Here is a 24,452-nt window from a genome sequence, read left to right as displayed (position 1 = left end):
CAAATATAAATATTTTAATAGAAAATTGCAATGAGTCAGCTGAGTTTATTTGATACGGAAGAGTTTTATAAATTTCCAAAAGACCTTTTGGAATACAAGGAACATTTCCTGAGCAGCAAAGAAGCCGATGAATTGAAAGATATACTGCTGAAAACGACACCTTGGGAACAGCGAACTCAGAAGATGTATGATAAAACAGTTGTAACACCCCGCCTTACTGCTTGGTATGGAGGAAATGATAGCTCTTACGATTCAGACGGAAATGTTTCAGGAACTAATCCTTGGACTCCCGAGCTTTATACTTTAAAAGAAAGGATAGAAAAAGAATTTGGGTATCAGTTCAATGGTGTTTTATTAAACCTGTATCGTGATAATAATGATTCCGTGGCATGGCACAGAGATAAAGAAAGCCGCTATGGAAAACGACCTGTGATTGCATCAATCAGTTTAGGTCAAACCAGAAACTTTGATTTCAGAAAAAAAGACCATCATCAGAGCAAATACAGTTTGCCATTGCCTCACGGTTCGTTACTCATTATGAAAGGGGATTTACAGGAAAACTGGGAACATCGAATTGCTAAATCAACAGTAAAAATGAAAGAAAGGATTAATTTGACCTTTCGTTTAATTATTTAAATAAACTCTTACTTATCCAATTAACTTTTCCTATTTTAGAAAAAATAAGAAAGTATTAATAACCATTATTTTATGACTCAAAAAACACATCGGATTAGTTTTCATTTTTTCGATATCGGCGGCGGTGATGCTATTTTTATCAGATTTTTAGGAACAGATTCCCAATGGCATAATATACTTATTGATGGAGGATATGGTAAAGAGTACAAAAATTCTTTTGCCCCATTAATAAAAGAAATTTTGTCTTCTGGCGAACAAATTGAAAATTGGATTATCAGCCATATAGATCGCGACCATATCGGTGCCGTAAAAGGTTTTGTCGTGGACAAAAAAATTGAAAATAAACAAGACGCTGTAAAGAATTTTTTATTTAATCATTCTCCTGAGATGATAAAGGAATCTAATGGGAAAATCTCAGTCGGTGACGGGATTTTACTTAGGGATTTTTTAACTGCAAATAATCTTCTTACCACAGTGCCAATAAATACTGAAACATTACCAATTGAATGTTTTGGTTTTAAAATGACCATTCTTTCACCTACACCTGAAAAGGAAGCTGCTGCAACAGAATTGTGGAAAGAAGAAGAAAGTAATGGTAAAATTGGTAGAAAAGAAAATCAATCCGACCATAAAAAAATAATTGAAGAACTTACAGGGAATGAATTTAAACCGGATACAGATCCTGTTAATGGAAGCTCTATTGCTGTTCTTGCCGAGTTTGATAAGGTAAAAGTACTCTTATTAGCCGACAGTCATCCCTCTGATATAATTGACAGTTTAGATGCATTGGGGTATAATAAAGATCGGCCACTGCCCGTGAAGTTTATGCAATTATCACATCATGGCAGTAAAGCCAATACCTGCCCTAAATTGCTGGAAATAGTTCAGACCAATTGTTATGTGATAACTGGAAACGGTATCCATAACAGACATCCGGATAAAGAGACTATAGTTAGAATCATTACGAACGAGAGAAGAAATTCTGAAATTATCAAAATTCATTTTGCTTGTGATACTCAAGAATTGAGAAATATCTTTGAGGTCGATGACGACGCTTTTGAAAGATATACATTTGAATGTGATTATTCACAAATAGGACCTGACAGCTTAGAACTTTCGTACCTGCCCTTAACTCATAAAATATGAATGAAAATATACCACAGCTTTCTACAATCAAAATCAGATGTAACCACGAAATTGCTACAGCAGTAATTTTCTACCCGAGTCCTGATGTTGATGACGTGTATGTCTTGACTGCAAAACATTGTTTAGAAGGTAAAAAGTTCGATAAAGAATATGTAAATACGGATATTAAACTTGAAGAGATTTTTAATCAGGAAACATCAGAATTTCATTCATACAATTTGACCGAAACAGATATTGTTATTGTGTCAGATGATGATGAGGATATGGCATTGTTGATTCTTTCTAAAAAGAATATTCTTCCACTTACAGGTAAACAATTTTTTTGTCAGGTAATTGATACTGATGAAATGGTGGAAGATTATCAAATTAGAGGGTATGCTAATTTTAATGATCAAGAGGCAGATCGATCTTTTCCTATGAAATTTATCGAAGATATCAAGAGCAATCGATATAAATTTACACTAAAGTCTGAAAATTCTCTCGATACATATTATCAACAGGCCTTGGAAAATGTTGAAGGATTGTCTGGAAGTGGCGCTTATTCTATCTTGTATGGAAAAACTTATTTTACAGGTATTATTCATACATACGAGGACGGTGGATTTTTTTTGGCGACCAAAGTTTTAGCATACAATAAGCTGATTCCATATCCTAAGTTCAGTCTGATCAATTCTATCAAACCGGAGACAGATAAAGATGTTCTCTTAAGTTATGAAGAAATGGAAAAAAATGAACAAACCACTAATTCTAGAACTAGAGAAAAAATCGGAGATTTTAATGTTCCTCGTGATAATATAGACCTCCTGCAATTGCTTAAAGAAAAGAATCTTGTAGTGGTTCATGGAAACCCGGGAGTTGGAAAATCGGCTTTGACAAAATCAGCTGTAAGTGATTTGAAAATGTCTGGAGATCGTAGTGTTTTAACTTTTACCGCTGAAAACCTGTATTGTGAAACAATTAGTGAAGCTTTGATAAAAGCCGGATGTAAAGTTAGTATCGAACAAATATTGGCAAGTCCTTTATCAAATAAGTATTTTTTAATTTGGATAGAAAGCTTTGAAAAACTAATAGAGTCAGGTAGCTCGGGAGCATTTAATGAACTACTTCAGATACTGGAAAAAAATAAAAATATAACTATAGTTTTAACAATAAGAGACTACTTATTACAGAAGTTTAAAATCGATTACTATTATGAGCTGCCAGAAAATATTGCTTATTTTCAAGTAGGTGAATTTAATGATGCTGAGGTTGAATTAATCGTTGAAAAAATTCCTGACTTACTGCCATTGATGGAAAATTCTAAGATTAAGCATCTTTTGAGAACTCCTTATTATCTTGATAAAGCTGTACGAATTATACCAGAACTATTAAGTGAGGAACACTTGGACGAGTTACAATTTAAAAGGTTAATGTGGAAATATATTGTTGAAGACAATCAATCACGACGAGGAACTGTTTTCTATGAGATTTGTCTTAAAAGATCTAGAGAAATGTCTCTTTTTACAACATATGAGAGCGATAACAGTGTGACTGCTGATCTTGTTAAAGATAATATTCTACAGTTGGATGATATGTCCGATACCAGTGCTTACAGTCCTTCTCACGACATATTGGAAGATTGGGCATTGATCAGATTTATAAGAAATCAAAAATCGGAGATTGCAAACTCAAAAGATTTTTTACTTTCGATAGAAAATACTCCCGCCATGAGAAGGGCATTCAGATTATGGATGGAAGAGTTTTATGAATATGAATCGGAAGCTTCCGTATATTTTATGCACGAGCTCTTAAGTGATGATACTTTGTCCCCTTCATGGAAAGATGAGCTACTGATTGTTTCACTTAGATCAAATCATTCCAAAGTACTACTGGATAGTTTAAAAGTACAGCTTCTTGAAGATGAAGCGAAATTGTTGGATCGCATAATCTATTTACTACAAACGAGTTGTAAAAAAATAGATCCTCAAAAAAGAAATTTTAATGATCTTCTGCCTATTGGCTCCGGATGGGATTATATAATTGATTTTATCAAAGCTAATATTAATGAAATTAAGCTGCAAAATTTTGAATTAAAACATTTGACTCTTATTGAATCATGGTCAAAACAGCTCCCTGAATTTAACCAAGGCATACTTCCATCTGGTGCAAAAAGCGCTGCTTTTCTGTTGGAAGATTTTATTTTTAGGTTGCAGGGTCGTTCAATTCAGAGGAGATTAGGCAGGAGATCTTCTGAATATTTAAAAAAATATATTAAAATTCTTTTTAAATTGACGGCAGCCGATCAGGAACTTATTGCTTCGATTATTCAAGCTTGCTTGATTCCTGAAACAGGTAATGAAAGATGGACTGATCCTGCTTTTCTACGAGAAATAAGAGCTTATATTACCGGAGGTGTTATTTCAGATCAAATTTGTCGCTTTTTCCCTGAAGAAGTTATTCAAATGGCTACTGAAGACTGGGCTCAAAAGGAAGAGAAATATGCACCGGGGAGTATTAATAGTATGCTTATTCGAGAGCCTAAAGTAAATGATTTTGGTTTAAATAAAGATTTAGAATATGATTATGGATTACCATCAGGTTATCAGACTTTTTTTTATTGGATGTTTTTGTATCACGGTGAAAAAGCTCTTGATTTCCTTATTCCATTTTTAAATGATGCTTTTGAAAAAAATTATGAAATTCTTCTGTCTTTAAAAAAGAGAGGGGTGGAAAGGATTGAGGTTGTTTTTGAAGATGGATCGTGTGGTGTATACTATGGGAATCCTGAGTACTGGTCTATGTACCGAGGATTTTCAATTTATGATAAGGTCTTAATATCAGTGCTGATGGCTTTGGAAAAGACTTTGTTAGAAATTGGGGATAAAAAAGATTTTTCAACAGCACGCATATTTTTAGACAGGTTGATAAGAGAGTCTAACAATATTGCCATTTTAGGAGTGGTCTGCAGCATTTTACAAGCATTTCCTAATTTAGTTGATGAAACTTCTGTCTCCTTATTAGGTGTCCCACTGTTTTTTAAGTGGGATTCTACAAGGTCTACTTCGGATATGATGAGAAGCAATGTCTATAATGACGAAGAATTCGAAAGAAAAGAACGAATTGCCGCAAATCAAAGAATTCATCGCAATAAGTATTATGTAGGTTTAGTTGGATTTGTGGCTGACTATATGTTTTATCAACGAGAGTATAATGAACTTTTATTCAAACAGGTCGACAGAATGTGGGAGAATGTCAAGGAAGATGATTGGCTTTTTAAAAAGTTTTTGTTTGATATGGATGCTAGAAAGTATGAATTTAAACATTTTAATCAAAAGGGATATGAAAATTATGTTCAGGTAGTTCCCGGATATGATGATACAATTAGAAATGTTGTAGAAAGTGGGAATGATTATACAGTTCCGACAGCTAATACGACTTGGGCAAGAAAAGTTTTCGAATACGAAGAAGTTGATGATCATAACTATGAAACTTGGAAAATAGGATATGAATTTATTTTGCAACTAGATGGTAGACGAGAAATTATGGTTTCTCCAGGTACTATGGCGTCTATTGCTCTTCGTGACTTTTCAAATCAACTTCAACCTGATGAAATTGCATGGTGTTGTGAAACTATTATCAATTTAGAAGCAAAAAAATTAGCGAAAACAGATCCATACGCTATTAATTTTGATTTATTGGATAATATACCTTCTCTTAAAGGATTATGCTATATTTTTAAAGTTGATATTGAGCAAGATTTAAAATTGAAGGTTAAAGAATTAATTTTCCGTTTACTTTTAAAGGGTCTTGACGCTAGGGAACGAATCGCTTTGCAGCACGCTATTTTACAGGAATTAGTATTATTTGAACCTGATTTTGTTTTAAACTGTTGGTATGGATTAGCAGAAGCCATCGTAATTCTAAAGGCACAAAATAAAGAAAGCGAGAGAAAGCGAATGTTATATCATCAAGGGAAATTAAGTGCTCGTGATTTTAATAAGTCGGAAGAAGACAATTGGTCGGAAGTACTAATTAATTCTGTTATCAAAGGAAGTATAAACATACCTGATGAAATTATCGTTTCATTAGACTTACATACTCAGTGGTACTTGGATGACATGCTTCGTATCATCCCATGGAATACGTCTCTTCCTGCTCACCACAAATTTATTCAGGATGTTCTGACACTACACACTGTTTTTTTAAATGATCCCAAATCAAGCATGCTGGATTTTTATGAAAGTAGACATGCATTTACTTTTTATTATCCACGATATCTGCTGAATCAGCCTACAGAATTATCATTACCTCTCTTAAAAAAAATACTTGATTCAAGTATAGAAACACCTGAAAAAAGTATCCCTGATGATTATTTAAAATTTATATATAAGTTAGTTGAAGAGTTTATTAGAGCAGCGATAGGTAGAATTCAACTTGAAAATTTCTGGATATTTTGGGAATTTTTGAAAGATTGGATGATCAATAACAGCAATGCGAGATTTCTACCAATTTTTCTTTTTGACATTGACTGGGTGGAGAGCTCTGAAAAATGGTCAGTATTGGATGGTAAAAGCTTATATTTCAAAGATTTTATAATTACTTTAGGATTTAACAGAATTAATTCATCGATAAAATTTTTAAGTGGCATTGCATTTTATAATTTTATGCCTAACTCAATATCATGGATTGTTCCCATGCTCCAAAGCCAAAATGCTGAACTGGTCGAGAACGATATTTTAGAAAAATTCGTTGAAAAAGCTTTTTATAAATATGGTGGTAAAATAAAAAGAGATAAAAATACTTTAGCTGACTTTCTATTTATTTTAGATTTTCTAGTCAAAAGAAGTTCTCCTAAAGCCTATATGTTACGAGAAGAATTACTTCAATTTAAATAATTAACATTTTGTCGTGAGATATTTTTGGGAAATATATTAATAAAATTGGAAAATAAATGAATACAGAAGATTTTATAAGATTGATTGAGGGTCAAACGGAAAGCCCTTCACTAGATTTTAAAGCAAACAGTCCTTGGGATTATAAGAAGCTAACAAAAGATATCTTGGCAATGTCAAATCTACCAGATGGAGGTCACATTGTAATTGGAATTGAGGAAAAGGATAATGAATTTATTAATGTAGGAGTTGACCAGAAAAATATTATCACTTACAAATATGATGAAATGCGAGATCAGGTTTCAAAATATGCAGAACCAATGGTAGATTTCAATGTCTATTTTCCGGAAGATAGAAACGAATTAAAATATGTGGTAATCAAGATCTTCTCTTTCAAAGAAATTCCAACTCTTTGTAAAAAAACTCTGGACGGAGAAATGAGAGCAAGTACTTTGTATTATAGAAATACAAATAAGAGACCTGAAAGCGCAGCCATATCAAATGTCAGCGATTTGCGAGATCTCATTGAGTTGGCAGCCGTTAGATTAATGCAACGCAGAAAAAGTTTTGGCTATACCATTCCCAATATTGACGCAGAAATATTTGACGCAGAAATAAAAGCTTTTCAGCAGACATCATCATATGAATTAATAAAATCGAAAGGCAATTGCGAAGTTTATATAACTCCTCTTCAAAAAGGTAATTTACATAGTCTTAAAAGATGTCTTGAAGTTGTCGAAAAAGCACAGGTAAAGGCGTCATGGTCATTGCCATTTATACCAAGAACGTTACACGAGGGTAGTTTAGTTACTGCTGAAAATTCTTACGAGGCTTTTTCCGATTTAGGAGCTCGAAAAGAACTGTGGAGAATGTATTTGTCAGAGAGTTTTTGCATGATTAACAGCTTTGTAGAAGACTGGCTAGAAGGTGATCATTTGAGAGGGGCTTGGGCATCAAAATTTCCTTCTGGTCAATACTTGTTTTATTATACAAGTATTATACATTATCTTACTCAACTATATGTTTTTATTGAACACTTAACAATAGAAGGATTATATAAAGAAGGTTTGAGTATTTCTATTATATTTAATGAGTTAAAAGATAGAAGATTACATTTGGACAGCGAGAATCACATGCCGCTTATGAAGATAAGAACGACAAAAACAGATAAAATCACTATTAATGAGGAATATTCACGATTAGAAATTCTGGAGGGAGGTATAAATATTTCAAGTTCTATAATTTTAAAAGTTTTAGATTACTTTAGTTTTTACCCTTCAAAAGAGTCAGTTTTACAGATTCAGAAACAGTTCTTAGAAAAAGGTTACTAAAGAAAATTACGTAAATTCAGTTCAATTTTAGAACCTATTTTAAGATGATTTTTTGAATATTTAATATGTACATCTATATTAAAGAAGTATTATAATTTGGAAAGACCAATATTGATATAAGAATTTAATATATTATTCATCTAAAAATCAAGTGTAAATTAATATATAATTTTGTTTTGAAAAAAATGAAAATTAGTTTACTGAAAAATTGAGTTAAAATTAAATTATGGTGGCAATATTATTTAAATGTACATATCTAATTTTATCTAAAAGCATCAGTTTTTTTCTATAATTATAAATGACTTAGATGTATTGTAGGTATTTTATTTTTTTGATTCGGCATAATCAAATGTATAATTTCCTTAAAATTTTAGGATAAAATATTTTTTTGGTAATTATATTTTATACATTTGCATTATGAAATTTGTAAGACTACTTTTCATCATCTATTTTGTGGCGTTATCCATAATGCCATGTCTAGATAGTGCAAATGCTCAGTCTTTTAAGCAAGATTTCAATTATTCTTTAAGTTCAAAGACACAAGAAGATTCACATTCGAAGGCAGATTCTTGTTCTCCATTTTGTTCTTGCAACTGTTGCAGAACCACGGTGGCATCTTATAAAATCGAACCAATTCTAGTTTTTTCAAGAATCGCTACTGCGTTTTTTTCTAAGAAAATCCATTTTCAGAAAAACGACTTCGCTTATTTGGTGTACGACCAAATCTGGCAACCGCCTAAAATATAATTTTTATTGATATGATGGAAGGATTCCCTTTCATCTAAATTGTCTTGGAAACTTTGCAATATCATTGCACTGTAATCCTATTCATCTTTGCATCATCTTTTAAATTCAGTTTTATACTGATTTTAACTTTGGGCAATCCAATAAAAATTAAATTCAATGTTAGATAAAATCATAAGATTTAGTATCAAGAACAAGATTGTCATTGGTATCATGACCTTGTTATTGATTATTTGGGGAGTTTGGAGCGCAACCAAACTGCCAATTGATGCTACACCGGATATTACCAATAATCAGGTGCAGATCATCACAGTATGTCCCACACTTGCTGGACAGGAAGTAGAACAACTTGTTACCTTCCCAATTGAACAAAGTATCGCAAATGTACCAGATATTGAGGAAACTAGGAGTATTTCTAGATTCGGTCTATCAGTGATTACAGTTGTTTTTAAAGAAGAGGTAGATATTTATTTTGCTCGCCAACTGGTTACTGAAAAATTAAAACAAGCAGAAGAAGAAATTCCCCAAGGTGTTGGAACTCCTGAACTTGCCCCTGTTAGTACTGGACTTGGAGAAGTTTATCAATATATCCTGCATCCCAAAAAAGGCAGTGAGAAAAAGTATGATGCTAAAGAACTGCGAACAATGCAGGACTGGATTGTGCGAAGACAGCTTAATGGAACACCTGGAGTTGCAGAGATCAACAGTTTTGGCGGTCAGTTAAAACAATACGAGGTCGCTGTAAATCCAGACAGATTAAGAGCGATGGGCGTAAGTATATCTGATATTTTTACCGCTCTCGAAAAAAATAATCAGAATACAGGAGGTGCTTATATTGATAAAAAGCCAAATGCATATTTTATCCGTGGAATCGGTTTGGTAACATCTTTAGAAGACGCAGGGAACATTGTAGTTAAAAATAATACGGGCAGTGTTCCAATCTTCATAAAAGATGTTGCTGAAGTGCGTCTGGGAAGTGCTGTGAGATATGGTGCAATGACTTTTAATGGTCAGGTCGATGCTGTGGGAGGTGTTGTTATGATGCTAAAGGGAGCCAACAGTAATGAAGTGGTGAACAGAATTAAAGAAAAGATACCAGTTATACAAAAATCTCTTCCTGCAGACGTTGTAATTGAACCTTATTTAGATAGAACCGACCTGGTTGGAAGAGCAATCGACACAGTAGAAAAAAACCTAATTGAAGGTGCACTCATTGTCATCTTCGTACTTGTTATCTTCTTGGGTAATTTAAGAGCAGGTTTAATTGTAGCATCAGCTATTCCATTATCATTACTGTTTGCATTAGGAATGATGAATGTGTTTGGTGTGAGTGCTAACCTGATGAGTTTAGGAGCGATTGATTTCGGGCTTATTGTTGATGGGGCAGTTATTATTGTGGAAGCTACCTTACATCATTTAGGCTTGAATAAATCAAAAAAAATGCTTACCCAAGCAGAAATGGATGAAGAAGTTTTTCTTTCTGCATCCAAAATCAGAAGTAGTGCAGCATTTGGAGAAATCATTATTCTAATTGTATACATTCCGATTTTAACATTGGTGGGAGTAGAAGGTAAAATGTTTACGCCTATGGCTAAAACTGTGGGATTTGCTATTTTGGGCGCTCTGATTTTATCATTGACTTATATTCCGATGATGAGTGCTTTATTCTTATCAAAAAAGATGAGCCACAAAGAAAATTTCTCTGATAAAATGATGAACAGAATTCAGAAAGTTTATCAGCCTTTATTGGAAAAAGCATTAAAAATAAAATATTGGCTGGTTGGAGGAACCGTAGCTCTCTTTGCTGTAGCAATATTTGTTTTTGGGAGAATGGGTGGTGAATTTATACCTCAGTTGCAGGAAGGCGATTTTGCATTCCACTGTATCCTTCCACAAGGAAGTTCCTTAAATCAAAGTATTGAAACTTCAATGCAGGCTTCAAGAATTATAAAACAGTTTGATGAGGTAAAAATGGTTGTTGGTAAAACTGGCGCTGCTGAAGTACCTACCGACCCAATGCCACCGGAAGCTACTGATATGATGGTTATCTTGAAACCTCAGAAAGAATGGAAAACAAAGAAAACGTATGACGAACTCGCTGATGAAATCTCAGAGAAATTAGAAGTGATTCCTGGAGTTTTCTTTGAAAAGAACCAACCTATCCAAATGCGTTTCAATGAGTTAATGACAGGTATTAGACAAGATGTTGCAGTTAAAATTTTTGGTGAAAACTTAGATTCTCTGGCAATTTATGCTGATAAGACTGCTAAGGTAATACAGTCTGTTAAAGGTTCTACATCTCCCCAAATTGAGCGTGTAAGCGGACTCCCTCAGATTAACGTAGAGTATGACAGAACCAGAATGGCCAATTACGGATTAAACATTGAAGACGTTAATAATGCAGTAAGTACAGCTTTTGCAGGTAAATCAGCAGGTCAGGTTTTTGAAAATGAAAGGAGGTTCGATCTGGTTGTAAGATTAGACAGTTTACACAGAACAAATATTGACGATGTTAGTAATCTAATGATTTCTACTGCCTCTGGAACGCAAATTCCACTCGCCCAGGTTGCTAATATTAGTTACAAATTAGGGCCTGCCCAAATCAGCCGCGAAGCGGGAAAAAGAAGGATTGTAATAGGTTTCAATGTGAAAGACCGTGATGTTGAAAGTGTAGTTAAGGACATACAATCAAAGCTCGATAAAGAAGTAAAACTTCCTGCAGGATATTATTTTACCTATGGAGGTCAATTTGAGAATCTTCAGGCAGCAAGTAAGAGATTAATGATTGCAGTTCCAGTATCGCTATTCTTAATCTTTATGCTGCTTTATTTTACATTTAATTCATTTAAGCAAGCCACTTTAATTTTTACGGCTATTCCTATGAGTGCGATTGGTGGTGTATTCGCATTATTATTGAGAGATATGCCATTCAGTATCAGTGCCGGAATTGGCTTTATTGCTTTATTTGGTGTTGCCGTTTTGAATGGAATTGTATTGATTGGAACATTTAATCAATTGGAAAAGGAAGGCGAGACCAATATTCTGAAAAGAGTAATGGAAGGTACAAAAACAAGATTAAGACCTGTTTTAATGACTGCAACAGTAGCTTCATTAGGATTTTTACCGATGGCTATTTCTACAGGTGCAGGAGCTGAAGTGCAAAAACCTTTGGCGACAGTTGTTATCGGAGGTTTGGTTACGGCGACTTTCTTAACATTATTTGTCTTACCAATGTTGTATATTATTTTTAATACCAAGATTAATTTAAAAAAGATCAATAACAAATCGGTAACCGCCATTGTGGTTTTAGGATTTTTATTTTTAGGACAGACTTTTAGTGCACAACAGGGAAGAACCATAACAGTCGAAGAAGCTACACGTACTGCTATTGAGAATAATCAATCAATCCGATCGAGAGATCTGGATATTAAAGCTACACAGGCATTGATTCCAACGTCCAAAGAGCTCCCGAAAATGAATGTGGATGCTCAATTGGGGCAGTATAACTCTAAGAAATTTGACCAATCATTTTCGATCTCCCAAACGATTCCATTTCCAACTTTGTTCAAAGCAAGAAAAGAGTTGATTGCGGAACAGATTAAAGGAAAGCAAATCAACAGGGAAGTTTCTATGAATGAATTAGCGAAACAGGTTCGAACGTATTATTATCAAATTGAGTATTTACAATTTAATAAATCCAAGCTTAGCAATCTGGATAGTTTATACAATGACTTTATCAGAGTTGCAACGGTTAGGTTTAAAGCCGGAGATATTAAAAAAATTGAAATCAATACAGCTGAAACACAGAGAGGGGAAATCAACTTATTGCTTAAACAGAATGAGGTTTATCTTACCAATGCCTATAAAAATTTAAAAACATTGCTAAATATTGAAGAGGATATTTCAGTTCCATTTGATCAGAACTATCATCCGCTACAAGCACAATATGTTTTAGACAGCAGTGCCATTGCACAGCATCCTACCGTAAAAGCTTTTTATCAGGAAATGCAGATTGCGGAAAAAAATAAGAAAGTTGAAAAATCTTTGGGACTTCCTGACTTTACCATCGGATATACTAATCAGTCATTGATAGGATTTCAAACCATCAACGGGATGGATCAGTATTTCAATGGAGGAAACAGGTTTCATTCGGCAACAATTGGTGTTTCTATTCCTTTGACATTTGGAGCTACGAAAGCAAGAATCCAGTCTTATGAATATCAGAGACAAATGGCAGAATCAAATGCAAAATTCCAGCAAAAGCAGCTTGAAGCGCAATTGCAAAATGCATTTAATCAATATCAGCAAAATGTTAATCAGTATGACTACTACGTTAATCAAGCGATTCCAAATGCTGAGAAAATTGCCAAAGCAGGACAATTAGGTTATAAAACAGGAGAAATTTCTTATGTAGAATATCTTTTTGCACTGCAGACTTCCACCAATATTCAGCTTAAATACCTGGAATCTATTCAACAGGTCAACGAATCTGTAGTTATCATTAATTCAATCATCAATAAATAGACAAATGAAAATCAAATATAGCATTGTATCTCTAGCCTTAATTTCTATTCTAGCGGTCAGCTGTGGAAAAAAAGATGCTCCGGCAGAAGGAGAAGAGAAACCAAAAACAGAACAGGCAGAAGAAAGTCACGAAGAAGCTCCGCAAACTATTGCGGAACTGACTGAAGAACAGATGAAATCTGTAGGAATCAGTCTTGGAACTTTAGAAATGAAAGATTTAGCCTCAACTATTAAGGCAAATGGTGTTCTTCGTGTACCCAATAACAGAAAGGCAACGGTCACTTCACTGTATGGAGGTGTCATTAAGACATTAACCGTTCAGATAGGAGATTATGTAAGACAGGGACAGGTTATTGCTACAATCAGTAACCCTGAATACATTCAGTTACAGGAACAATATCTGACTATTAACAGCAGAATAACTTATGCAGAGCAGGAATTCAGAAGGCAAAAGGAGCTTTTTGACAATGATGCCGGAGCAAAAAAGAATCTGCAAAGTTCTGATGCGGAGCTAAAAAGTTTAAGAACCCAGAGATCATCGTTACAAAGACAATTACAGCTAATGGGAATCAGTCCTGGGAAAGTAAGCAATGGAAACCTAAGATCAGGCTTGGTCATTACATCGCCAATCAGCGGAACAGTTAGTACGATTAATGCACAGATAGGAAGTTATGTTGATGTATCGTCACCGGTTTTGGAGATCATCGATAACAGCTCAATTCATTTGGATTTACAAGTCTTTGAAAGAGATCTTCCCAAAATGAAAGTTGGTCAGATTGTGCAGTTTAAGCTCACCAACAATCCGGAAGAAACCTTTAATGCAAAAGTGTACAGCATCGGATCATCTTTTGAAAATGAAAGTAAAACGATTTCAGTTCATGCAATGGTTACCGGGAACAAAGCTGGCTTGATTGACGGAATGAATATTACAGGAAATGTAAGCCTTGGAAATTCACAAACTCCCGCCGTTCCAAATGAAGCTATTGTAGAAGCCGATGGTAAATTCTATGTATTTGTACAAACTTCTAAAAAAGTGGAAGAGCACGCTGAAGAAAAAGGAGATGACGATCATGGTCACGGGCATGATGAAGGAGAGGCGGAACACGGTCACAAAAATGAAACCGAAGCAGGAAACCATGCAAAGGAGCAGGCTAAGAAAATGAATTTTGAAAAAATTGAAGTGGTAAAAGGGACTTCAGATATGGGTTACACAGCGATTACGCCTGTGAGTGCAATTGCACCTGATGCAAAAATTGTGGTAAAAGGCGCATTCTTCGTGAATGCTAAGCTTTCTAATGCAGGAGACCACGGACATTAATTAATCAATAATCAAGTGAAATCCTATCTTGATTTCACTTGATTTTAAAAATATTAGTTATGCCTTTAAAACAAGAATTAGAAACCCAGGGAAATTGGCTGTTCAGATACAGAAGTTTTTTGCCGATTATTGTTCTGGCGCTTGGCTTAGGAGTTTTTATCCAAAATGTTTTGCTGAAAAACGATAATGATTGTTCACTTTTCTTTGAGATGCTTTGTTTAGCTGTAAGCATTTTAGGTTTGATTATAAGAGTGTATACTGTTGGTTTTACTCCGCATAATACTTCAGGAAGAAATACAAAAGCAGGGCAGGTTGCAGATGAATTAAACACTACAGGTATTTACAGTACAACCAGAAATCCATTGTACTTAGGTAATTTTTTTATGTGGCTTGGGCTTGCGATGTTTACTGAAAATCTGTGGTTTGTAATTTCATTTGTGTTTTTTTATTGGGTCTATTATGAAAGGATTGTTTTTGCTGAAGAGCAATTTTTAGAAAGAAAATTTGGAGAGCAATATACTAAGTGGGCTGATAAAGTACCGGTTTTTATACCGAATTTATACCTTTTCAGAAATACTCATCTTAGCTTCAGTTTAAAAAAAGTTCTATTAAAAGAAAAAAACGGACTTTTTGCCATGTTTCTGATTTTTACTGTTTTTGAAATTACCGGAGAAATTATCCTAAGACATACGCATTATAATATGATTTTTATTGTAGGCTGTATTCTTACTATGATTCTATACATTATTTTAAAAGTAATAAAAAAACGTAAAACAATGTTGCAAAATAAATTTAGTCAATAATTAAAAAATCCTCAATTATGCTTTTAAACAAAAGAATTTCGGTTTGGTATTTTGTTAAACAGATTAAATTTCAGATCGTTTTGATTGTCAGCTTTGCTTTTCTAATAGGCTTTTTAGACGACATTGATTTTTTGAAAAAAATTACCATACCATTGAGTATTCCTGCACTTTTAGGAACTGCTGTCTCTTTACTTTTAGCATTCAGGACTGCACAATCTTATGAAAGATGGTGGGAAGCAAGAACCGTTTGGGGCGCTATTGTGAATGATTCAAGATCATTTATGAGATTAATAAAACAATTTTTCCCTAACTCAGAAAACGATACATTTGAGTTTGCAGAACGACATATCATCTGGCTGAATGCTTTAGGAGAAAGTTTAAGAAAAGTACCTTTTTCAATAAGAGTAAGAGAATACTTAGAATCGCAAAACATCAATGCTTTAAATATTCCCAATGCCCTTTTAGATAAACATTCTGATCACCTTAGGAAATTGGCAGAACAGGAGAATTTATCTGAATACAAATTGGTACAGATGAACGATATGGTCATCAGGTTTTGTGACAGTATGGGAAAATGTGAGCGTTTAAAAAATACTGTTTTCCCTCGTGCCTACAGCATTTTGCTGCATACATTGATTTACGTTTTTGCATTTCTTCTGCCATTTGGACTGGAAGACTCACAACTTGGTGTTGAGATTGCCACGACAATTATTGTACCTGTGATTTTTATAGCTATTGAGAAAACAGCAATCATAATGCAGGACCCCTTTGAAAATACACCGGTAGATACTCCAATGACATCATTAGCAAAAACAATTGAAATCAATCTTTTGCAAATGATCGGAGAGAAGAATGTACCAGTTAAAGAAGTGAGTACAAGCTATTATGAAATGTAGGCTTAATCTAATACAAATCTTAGTGTTATGAACGATCAGAATAAAAATATTTCGGCTTCTGCAAAACATAAAAGAAATCTTTTAATTGTCTTATGTTTAAGTGGCACTTATATGATTGCCGAAGTTATTGGCGGTTTAGCTACTAAAAGTCTTGCGCTACTTGCCGATGCAGCTCATATGCTTACTGATGTGGTCGGATTATTCCTTGCTTTTATAGCAATCAAAATTGGTGAAAGAAAAGCCGATGCACAGAAAACATTCGGCTATTACCGAACAGAAATTCTGGCGGCAGTAATCAATGCGGTAGTTCTGTTGGGAATTTCTGTATATGTATTGTTTGAAGCATGGCAAAGGTTCAAAAATCCCCCTGAAGTACAGAGCACAGCTATGATGATCGTTGCCGGAATAGGCTTGCTGGTGAATATTATCGGAATCATGATTATTAGAAAAGATTCAGGTGAAAGCCTAAATATGAAGGGTGCCTACTTTGAGGTTCTTTCTGACGCGCTTACCTCAGTAGGAGTAATGATTGCCGGAGTTATTATGTTGACGACAGGATGGTATTATGCTGATCCCCTTATTTCCGCTGTGATAGGGTTATTAATATTTCCGAGAACCTGGAAGCTCTTGAAAGAAGCTGTGAATGTTTTATTAGAAGGAACTCCAAAAGATGTCAATATAGAAGAGCTTAGAAATTCTTTGGAATCTGTAAAAGGAGTTATTAAACTTCATGATCTCCACGTTTGGTCATTGACTTCCGGCGTTAATGCGATGAGTTCCCACGTAGTAGCCGACCATCAGGAAGATCTCAATAAACTTTTGAAAAATTTGTCAGATAAAGCCACCTCTGAATTTAAAATTAGCCATACTACATTCCAAATTGAAACTGAAGGGCACCAAGAGGGGGAGGTTCATCTATAATAGCAGTTGTGCCATCTTGCATTAATAGATGAAATAAGTAAATGGGAAAATTTCTAAAACATCAAATAGACTATGAATTATAAAAATCTGGGTCTATTCAAGATGAATTACATACTTACGTATTTTTTTACGCAATTAATCATTTCAAATATTTAGATATATGAAATTAAAACAAAACTATTGGGGCAATTACACATTACTGGTTTATTCTTTTTTATTTTATCTGGTATCGTCTTTACTTCTCCGATTTGGATTTTTAGCAGTCAGTTTTCAAAAGGCTGATTTATCTCTGTTACCTATAATGAAAATTTTTCTTCTGGGATTTTTGTTTGACTTTGGAGTTGGATTATTCTTTCTGCTACCATACAGTTTTTATCTATTGATTTTTCCTCAGAAATACATAAGGTCTTTATTCAATAAAATTATTACCTACAGCACTTTTATTATTTTTCTTCTTATACATTTATTTTCATTTTTTGCCGAGGTTACATTTTGGCAGGAGTTTGAGAGCCGATTTAATTTTATTGCTGTAGATTATTTGGTATATACTTACGAAGTTATTAATAACATAAATGAGTCTTACCCTTTACCCGTTTTGATATCATCGATACTTCTGCTTATGACCTTAATATTTATTTTGTTTTACAAAAGCAAAATATTCTTTTTTTCATTTAACGGACAACATAAATTTTCGGTTAGACTAATTGTTTTTTTAGGATTTTTCTGCCTTACCATAATATACTCTTTGTTTATCAGTAATAGTTTAGCAGATAAAAGTGTCAATCGTTATCAAAATGAAATTTCTAAGGCAGGAATTTATTCGTTTTTCTCCGCCTATAAAAACAATGAAATCAATTACGATCATTTTTACAAACTAATTGATAACGAAAGCGCTTTTAAAATAGTTAGAACTGATTTGAACGATAATCAAAGATTTTTCTCAAATAACCTTTCTATAGAACGAAAAATATCCAGCAAACAAAATCTTATAAAGCCAAATGTTATAATGATAACAATGGAAAGTTTCAGCGCGGACTTTATGGGTACTTTCGGGAATAAACAAGGGCTTACTCCAAATTTAGATTCTTTAGCCGGCGGTGGCATTTTATTCTCACAAATGTATGCTACAGGAACCAGAACAGTGCGTGGAATGGAGGCTTTGTCGTTAGCTGTCCCACCAACGCCAGGCAACAGTATTGTCAGAAGAGAAGATAATGATCATCTTACAACTATAGGCTCAATTTTTAGTGCACAAGGTTACGATAACACATTTATTTATGGAGGAGATGGATATTTTGATAATATGAATAAATATTTTGGAAATAACGGATATGATATTATAGATAAGAAGAGAAATCCTTTGGCAAAAGAAAACTATCAGGCATTGAGGACGCCGATCAACCAGAAAGAAATTACGTTTGAAAATGCATGGGGGATTTGTGACGAAGATTTATACAATCAAGTGATTAAACAGGCAGACCAGAAATATAAACAAGGAAAATCTTTTTATGATTTTGTGATGACCACTTCCAATCACCGTCCGTTTACATATCCTGATGGCAAAATTGATATACCATCCGGTTCGGGTAGGGAAGGTGCAATAAAATATACAGATTATGCTATCGGACAATTCTTTAAAAAAGCTAGAAGTAAGCCGTGGTTTAAAAATACAGTATTTGTGATTGTAGCTGATCACTGCGCAAGTAGCGCAGGTAAAAATGAAATTGATATTTCCAAATATCATATCCCAGCAATGATTATAAATCTTCCGAACCAAAACTCTTTAAAAATTGAAAAAATGTGTTCACAAATTGATCTTTATCCAACTTTATTTGATTTAATGGGATGGAACTACAGAAGTAACCTTTATGGTAAGAATGTTTTGAGCGACAATTATATTCCTAGAATTTTTGTAAGTACCTATCAAAAGTTGGGATATATGGAAAACGATAAACTTGTGATATTGAGCCCTCAGCAGAAAGTGGAAGCTTATTTATATAATAAAACGCAAAATCAACAGATACCAAAGATTTTTTCTGATCAGTATATTAACAAGGCTGTCGCAAATTATCAAACTGCATATTATCTCTATAAAAATCAAGGTTTGAAACAAAAATAATCAAGTAATGTTAGATACAACATGGATATAAAATTTGAACTTATTCTTTCAGGCAAATTGCTGCTATCTATATTATTCGGCAGCATTATAGGTTATGAAAGAGAAGCAGCTCATAAAGATGCCGGTATACGAACGTTTGCTATTCTTTGCTTGGCATCTTGTCTTTTTGTTGCGGTTGCCTCTCATCTTACAGATGATAAATCAGCGATAGCCAGAATGCTTGCAGCAATTCCGGCAGGACTTGGATTTATAAGTGCTGGATTAGCATTAAAAGATAAATCAAGCAATATGCAGGGATTAACAACATCTACAGCACTATGGGCAGCGTCAGCTATTGGAGCGGCTCTTGCCTTAAATATGTTTTTATTGTCATTTTTAGCAACTGTTCTCACCCTTTTTGTATTAAGCCTGAATAAATTCAAATGGTATAAAAACTGGATTGCAAAGAAGGAGCAAAGTAAAAATTTAAAATAAAAAATTAAAAATCACTTAAAATATACTTCTATGAAACATCAACACACTTACGATGAGCAAGGTAACCAGCTTTGCTGTACGCCTCAGGAAGGCAAGATTTATAAGGATGCAGGAGCCAAAAAACTCATTGTTGAGGATAATGGCTGTTGTTCAACAAATGTAAAGAAAGAAGTACAGCATCATTCCGATGACGATGGACATAACCACGATCATGACAATAGTGATAAGAGTACTTTTCAGATGTTCCTTCCCGCAATAGTTTCATTGTTATTGCTTCTGTTGGGAATTGCGTTAGATAATTATTTTAAACCAGACTGGTTTAAAGATTGGATTCGTATTGTTTGGTATGCAGCAGCTTATGCCCCTGTCGGGCTTCCTGTTTTAAAAGAAGCTTTTGAAAGCATTAAGGATGGTGATGTTTTCTCTGAATTCTTTTTGATGAGTATCGCAACTATAGGAGCTTTTATAATTGGTGAATATCCTGAAGGTGTAGCTGTTATGTTATTTTATGCTGTAGGGGAAGTTTTTCAAACACTAGCAGTAACAAGAGCAAAAAGTAATATTAAAGCTCTTCTTGATCAAAGACCGGATGAGGTGACAATTATTGAAAATAACGAAACAAAAACTATTAAAGCTTCCAATGCAGAGATAGGGCAAACCATACAGTTAAAACCTGGAGAAAAACTTGCTTTGGATGGAGAGCTTATTTCAGATTCAGCATCTTTTAATACGGCAGCACTAACCGGCGAAAGTAAACCTGATACAAAAAATAAAGGAGAGACTGTTCTTGCAGGGATGATTAATATGAATAGTGTTGCTTTGGTAAAAATCAATACAGCTTATGAGGACAGTAAACTCAGTAAGATTTTAGAATTGGTTCAAAATGCGACTGCGCAGAAGGCACCTACGGAGCTGTTTATAAGAAGATTTGCAAGAGTTTATACTCCGATTGTTGTTGTGTTAGCAGTACTGATATGTCTTATTCCATATTTTTTTGTCGATAATTATATTTTTAGAGATTGGTTATACAGAGCTTTGATCTTTCTGGTAATTTCTTGTCCTTGTGCTTTAGTCATTTCAATTCCTTTAGGGTATTTTGGAGGTATTGGTGCAGCAAGTCGAAACGGAATTTTATTTAAAGGCAGTAATTTTCTAGATAAGATTGCCGAAATAAAAAATGTTGTGATGGATAAAACCGGTACTATGACGGAAGGAGTATTTAAAGTTCAGGAAGTCGATATTAAATCAGAATTTGATAAAAATGAAATCCTTAAGATGGTTAATGTTGTAGAGAGCAAGAGTACCCATCCTGTGGCAACTGCTATCCACGAATATGTTGGCGATTTGGATACATCAATTAATGTTGAGAATTCTGAGGAAATTGCAGGTCATGGTCTTAAAGCTGTAATCAACGGTAAGGATATACTCGTAGGGAATTTCAAGCTTATGGATAAGTTCAATATTCAATATGATGTTGATCCTTCAAAAATTGTTTACACCGTTATTGCAATTGCTTATGATAAAAAATTTGCAGGCTACATAACTATCGCTGATAGTATTAAAGACGATGCTAAAAAAACTTTAGAACTGTTACATAATTTAAATGTAAAGGCAACAATGCTTAGTGGTGACAAAACAAGCGTTGTAAAATATGTCGCAGAACAAATAGGAATTGACAACGCTTTCGGTGACCTTCTTCCTGAGGATAAAGTGAACAAGGTGAAAGAAATAAAATCCAAAAATGAGAGCGTTGCATTTGTTGGTGACGGTGTTAATGATGCCCCAGTGGTTGCTTTAAGTGATGTCGGTATTGCCATGGGCGGCTTAGGGAGTGATGCGACCATTGAGACTGCTGATGTCGTGATTCAAGATGATAAACCTTCAAAAATACCAATGGCTATTAACATTGGCAAAAAAACTAAAAGAATTGTCTGGCAGAACATCATTTTAGCATTTGTGGTCAAAGCAATTGTTTTAATTCTTGGAGCCGGAGGATTGGCAACAATGTGGGAAGCTGTTTTTGCAGATGTAGGTGTTGCATTGATTGCAATTCTAAATGCTGTACGCATCCAACGAATGAATTTCAAATAAAAATAACATAGCATTCTAATTTCACTAATCACTTAAGAAAAGTTCCAACAAATATCAATTAAAATAAAGTTCTCAAACCGAGAACAGGTTGTTTATTGAAAATATTCAACAAAACTATTTACTCTAATTTTTCAATTAATGCAATGATAATCAATATTATAAATAAGATTCCAGTTCTTTTTTTTATGCTAGTATGCAATTTGGCTTTAGCACAGGATAGCTTAACAGTAAGTGAAAAAATTGGGGATACGATTGCTGTCCAAAAACCTGAAAATAATTTTAGTTATAAGAGACTTATAGCCCCTACAAGTTTAATATCCATAGGAGCGATGAGTTTCGCTATTCCTAAAATGAAAGAATTTGATGCAGGAGTACGAAAAGAAGTAAAAGACCATAATCTTCATAATTCTACATTGGATAATTATACCCAATTCATACCTGCCGTGATGGTTTATGGATTTAATATTTCAGGTTTGAAAGGCAAGCATAATTTAAGAGAAAGAACAATTATTCTTGCAACATCGCAGCTAATATCGACAGCAATCGTAATACCTTCAAAATATTTAATTGGAGAAGAACGCCCAGATAAATCCAACAATATGTCTTTTCCGTCTGGGCATGCAGCAATTGCTTTTTCAACAGCGCAGTTTATGTATAGAGAATATAGAGACAGTAATTATTGGCTCAGTTTATCAGGATATCCATTTGCAATATTCACAAGTGTTTACAGAGTTATTAATAAGAAACACTGGGTAACAGATGTAGTAGCGGGCGCTGGGGTAGGAATACTTTCAACCGAATTAGCTTATTGGCTATTTCCGAAAATCAATATGTTTTTATCAGCTAATAAAAACAAAAAATCTGTCTCTATGCTTGCCCCTCTTTATCAAAAGAATGGTCATAGCAATACTTTTGGGATTAATTATCAGATAACCTTCTAATTTAGAACATGGGATTTAAACGACGTTTTAGAAGAAAAATTATTCGAAGAGGTAAGCACAGGCTTACTTCTCAAGATCTTTTTTTTATTGTTGGCTGGCTTCTTTTTATGCTCCTTTTGGTAATTCATCAGGTATACAATTTTAATATCAAATATGTTAAGATTCATTCGCATCCTTCGGAAAAAACACACACTCATAATGACGGAAAATGACAAATTATCAACAAATTTTTTAAACCATAATATTAACCCTTTATTTAAATCAAAATGAAAAAACTTGTACTAACTCTTTTGGTAAGCCTTGTATTAAATTCTGTTTATGGACAGGCTCCGTCAAACTATTATGATGGCACTGCGGGATTATCAGGAGCTTCTTTAAAGTCAAAGTTGAAAACTATCATTACCAACGGCCACCAAGATAATGGCTATGGCAATTTGCTGACAGCTTTTCAAAGCACAGATAGGGATTATTTCTACGAAAATGATGGAACTGTAATGGATATGTATTCTGAAAATCCGACAGGAACAGATCCATATATTTATAATCATGGAGTCAAACAATGTGGAAATTATAGTGTTGAAGGAGACTGTTACAACCGAGAACATGTCGTACCGCAAAGTTTATTTAATCAGAATTTACCGATGAGATCTGATGTCCATTTTGTTACACCTACTGACGGAAAAGTCAACGGAATGCGATCAAATTATCCTTTTGGAAAAGTAGGATCAACCTCATTTACATCACTAAACGGTTCTAAACTGGGAAGTTCAGTATCTGCAGGTTATGCGGGGACTGTTTTTGAACCAATTGATGAGTTTAAAGGTGATATTGCCAGAATGATATTATATTTTGTAACCAGATACGAGACGCAGCTATCAGGTTTCAGCAGCGGAAACATATTAGGTAGTACAGCCTACCCTGGCTTACAGACATGGGAATTAAAACAATTACTCGAGTGGAATAATTTAGATCCTGTTTCTCCTTTTGAGATAGCAAGAAATAATGCGGCATTCACTTACCAAGGTAATAGAAATCCATACATCGATCGTCCTGAGTTCGTCGCTTTAATTTGGGGTGCTTATATGGGAGTTGCAGATGTAGATTTGTCAAAAAGTCTTGTGATCGTTCCTAATCCCGTAAAAGATAATAAGATTTATGTGTTAGGCGGAAAAAATCTAGGACAATATAAAATTGCTTTGATTTATAATATGACTGGTCAATTAGTACAGACAATTGAAAATCCATTTCAAAAAGATAATACAATTATTCTTACAGATCTTCCTAAGGGTATTTATATTTTGAAAACTGGCGATCTGAATACAAAGTTTATTATAAAATAAATCAATAAAAAAGATTATTTATAAAATACTGTTCTAAGTCAAAAAAATTATAATATTGGTTAGATTGTAAATTATAATATCTCCCATTAGTTGAGAAGGTTTTTATGTGTAAATATTTAATACATAAATAAAGAATAACTTTTTTGTACCATATTTGTACCATAAAAATATAACTATTTGATTTATAGTAGTTATTATATTAGAAGAAGTTAAGTAGTTATTGATTAATATTAATTAACAAAATATAGAAAATCCCCACAGGCGTATGTTTGTGGGGATTTTTGTTTTTTCAAAGAT

The 24,452-nt window shown here is 33.9% G+C and carries 15 protein-coding genes; all 15 read left to right on the top strand.

What is annotated here, in order from left to right; all coding sequences use genetic code 11:
• Window positions 1-30 precede the first annotated feature (30 nt).
• The 15 genes from K319_RS0111135 (at window position 31) to K319_RS0111060 (ending at window position 24,155) form a co-directional block, all read left to right on the top strand.
• Complete coding sequence (locus tag K319_RS0111135) at window positions 31-636, top strand: alpha-ketoglutarate-dependent dioxygenase AlkB family protein (RefSeq protein WP_002977361.1); 606 nt, start codon at window positions 31-33, stop codon at window positions 634-636.
• Window positions 637-708: 72 nt separating this feature from the next.
• Entirely contained in the window at window positions 709-1,782 is a 1,074-nt protein-coding gene (locus K319_RS0111130) for a ComEC/Rec2 family competence protein (RefSeq protein WP_002977362.1), read from the top strand.
• Window positions 1,779-6,656 carry an NACHT domain-containing protein gene (locus K319_RS0111125; protein WP_027383733.1) on the top strand — a complete coding sequence of 1,626 codons (4,878 nt, stop codon included), beginning with the start codon at window positions 1,779-1,781 and terminating at the stop codon, window positions 6,654-6,656. The genes K319_RS0111130 and K319_RS0111125 overlap by 4 nt, the downstream gene beginning before the upstream one ends.
• A 56-nt stretch (window positions 6,657-6,712) precedes the next feature.
• Window positions 6,713-7,984, top strand: a complete 1,272-nt coding sequence (locus K319_RS21060; RefSeq protein ID WP_002977365.1) for an ATP-binding protein — start codon at window positions 6,713-6,715, stop codon at window positions 7,982-7,984.
• 417 nt (window positions 7,985-8,401) lie between these two features.
• Window positions 8,402-8,731, top strand: a complete 330-nt coding sequence (locus K319_RS21055; protein ID WP_050791101.1) for a DUF6660 family protein — start codon at window positions 8,402-8,404, stop codon at window positions 8,729-8,731.
• 156 nt (window positions 8,732-8,887) lie between these two features.
• Window positions 8,888-13,252, top strand: a complete 4,365-nt coding sequence (locus tag K319_RS0111110; protein ID WP_002977367.1) for a CusA/CzcA family heavy metal efflux RND transporter — start codon at window positions 8,888-8,890, stop codon at window positions 13,250-13,252.
• 4 nt (window positions 13,253-13,256) lie between these two features.
• On the top strand, window positions 13,257-14,570 hold the full coding sequence (locus K319_RS0111105; protein WP_002977368.1) for an efflux RND transporter periplasmic adaptor subunit: 1,314 nt from the start codon (window positions 13,257-13,259) through the stop codon (window positions 14,568-14,570).
• Between the two features lie 59 nt (window positions 14,571-14,629).
• Window positions 14,630-15,373, top strand: coding sequence for a methyltransferase family protein (locus tag K319_RS0111100; RefSeq protein ID WP_002977370.1), 744 nt, complete (start codon window positions 14,630-14,632; stop codon window positions 15,371-15,373).
• Window positions 15,374-15,390: 17 nt separating this feature from the next.
• A complete protein-coding gene (locus K319_RS0111095; RefSeq protein ID WP_027383732.1) occupies window positions 15,391-16,269 on the top strand; it encodes a bestrophin family protein in 879 nt (292 codons plus the stop codon).
• 27 nt (window positions 16,270-16,296) lie between these two features.
• The gene (locus K319_RS0111090) at window positions 16,297-17,190 is read left to right on the top strand and encodes a cation diffusion facilitator family transporter (protein WP_002977374.1); all 894 of its coding nucleotides are present in this window, start codon (window positions 16,297-16,299) and stop codon (window positions 17,188-17,190) included.
• 160 nt (window positions 17,191-17,350) lie between these two features.
• Window positions 17,351-19,309 (top strand): LTA synthase family protein, encoded by a 1,959-nt coding sequence (locus tag K319_RS21870; RefSeq protein WP_002977376.1) that lies wholly within the window; start codon window positions 17,351-17,353, stop codon window positions 19,307-19,309.
• A 21-nt stretch (window positions 19,310-19,330) separates the two neighbouring features.
• Window positions 19,331-19,783: an MgtC/SapB family protein gene (locus K319_RS0111080; RefSeq protein ID WP_002977378.1), complete on the top strand. Its 453-nt coding sequence runs from the start codon at window positions 19,331-19,333 to the stop codon at window positions 19,781-19,783.
• A gap of 30 nt (window positions 19,784-19,813) precedes the next feature.
• Window positions 19,814-21,874: a heavy metal translocating P-type ATPase gene (locus K319_RS0111075; RefSeq protein ID WP_002977380.1), complete on the top strand. Its 2,061-nt coding sequence runs from the start codon at window positions 19,814-19,816 to the stop codon at window positions 21,872-21,874.
• 143 nt (window positions 21,875-22,017) lie between these two features.
• Complete coding sequence (locus K319_RS0111070; protein ID WP_034671679.1) at window positions 22,018-22,815, top strand: phosphatase PAP2 family protein; 798 nt, start codon at window positions 22,018-22,020, stop codon at window positions 22,813-22,815.
• Window positions 22,816-23,081: 266 nt separating this feature from the next.
• Window positions 23,082-24,155 (top strand): endonuclease, encoded by a 1,074-nt coding sequence (locus tag K319_RS0111060; RefSeq protein WP_002977387.1) that lies wholly within the window; start codon window positions 23,082-23,084, stop codon window positions 24,153-24,155.
• Window positions 24,156-24,452: the final 297 nt, after the last annotated feature.

Origin of the sequence: Epilithonimonas caeni DSM 17710 (assembly GCF_000426465.1) — a bacterium.
GTDB classification, from domain to species: Bacteria; Bacteroidota; Bacteroidia; order Flavobacteriales; family Weeksellaceae; genus Epilithonimonas; species Epilithonimonas caeni.
This window is presented reverse-complemented; position numbering and strand designations above follow the sequence as displayed.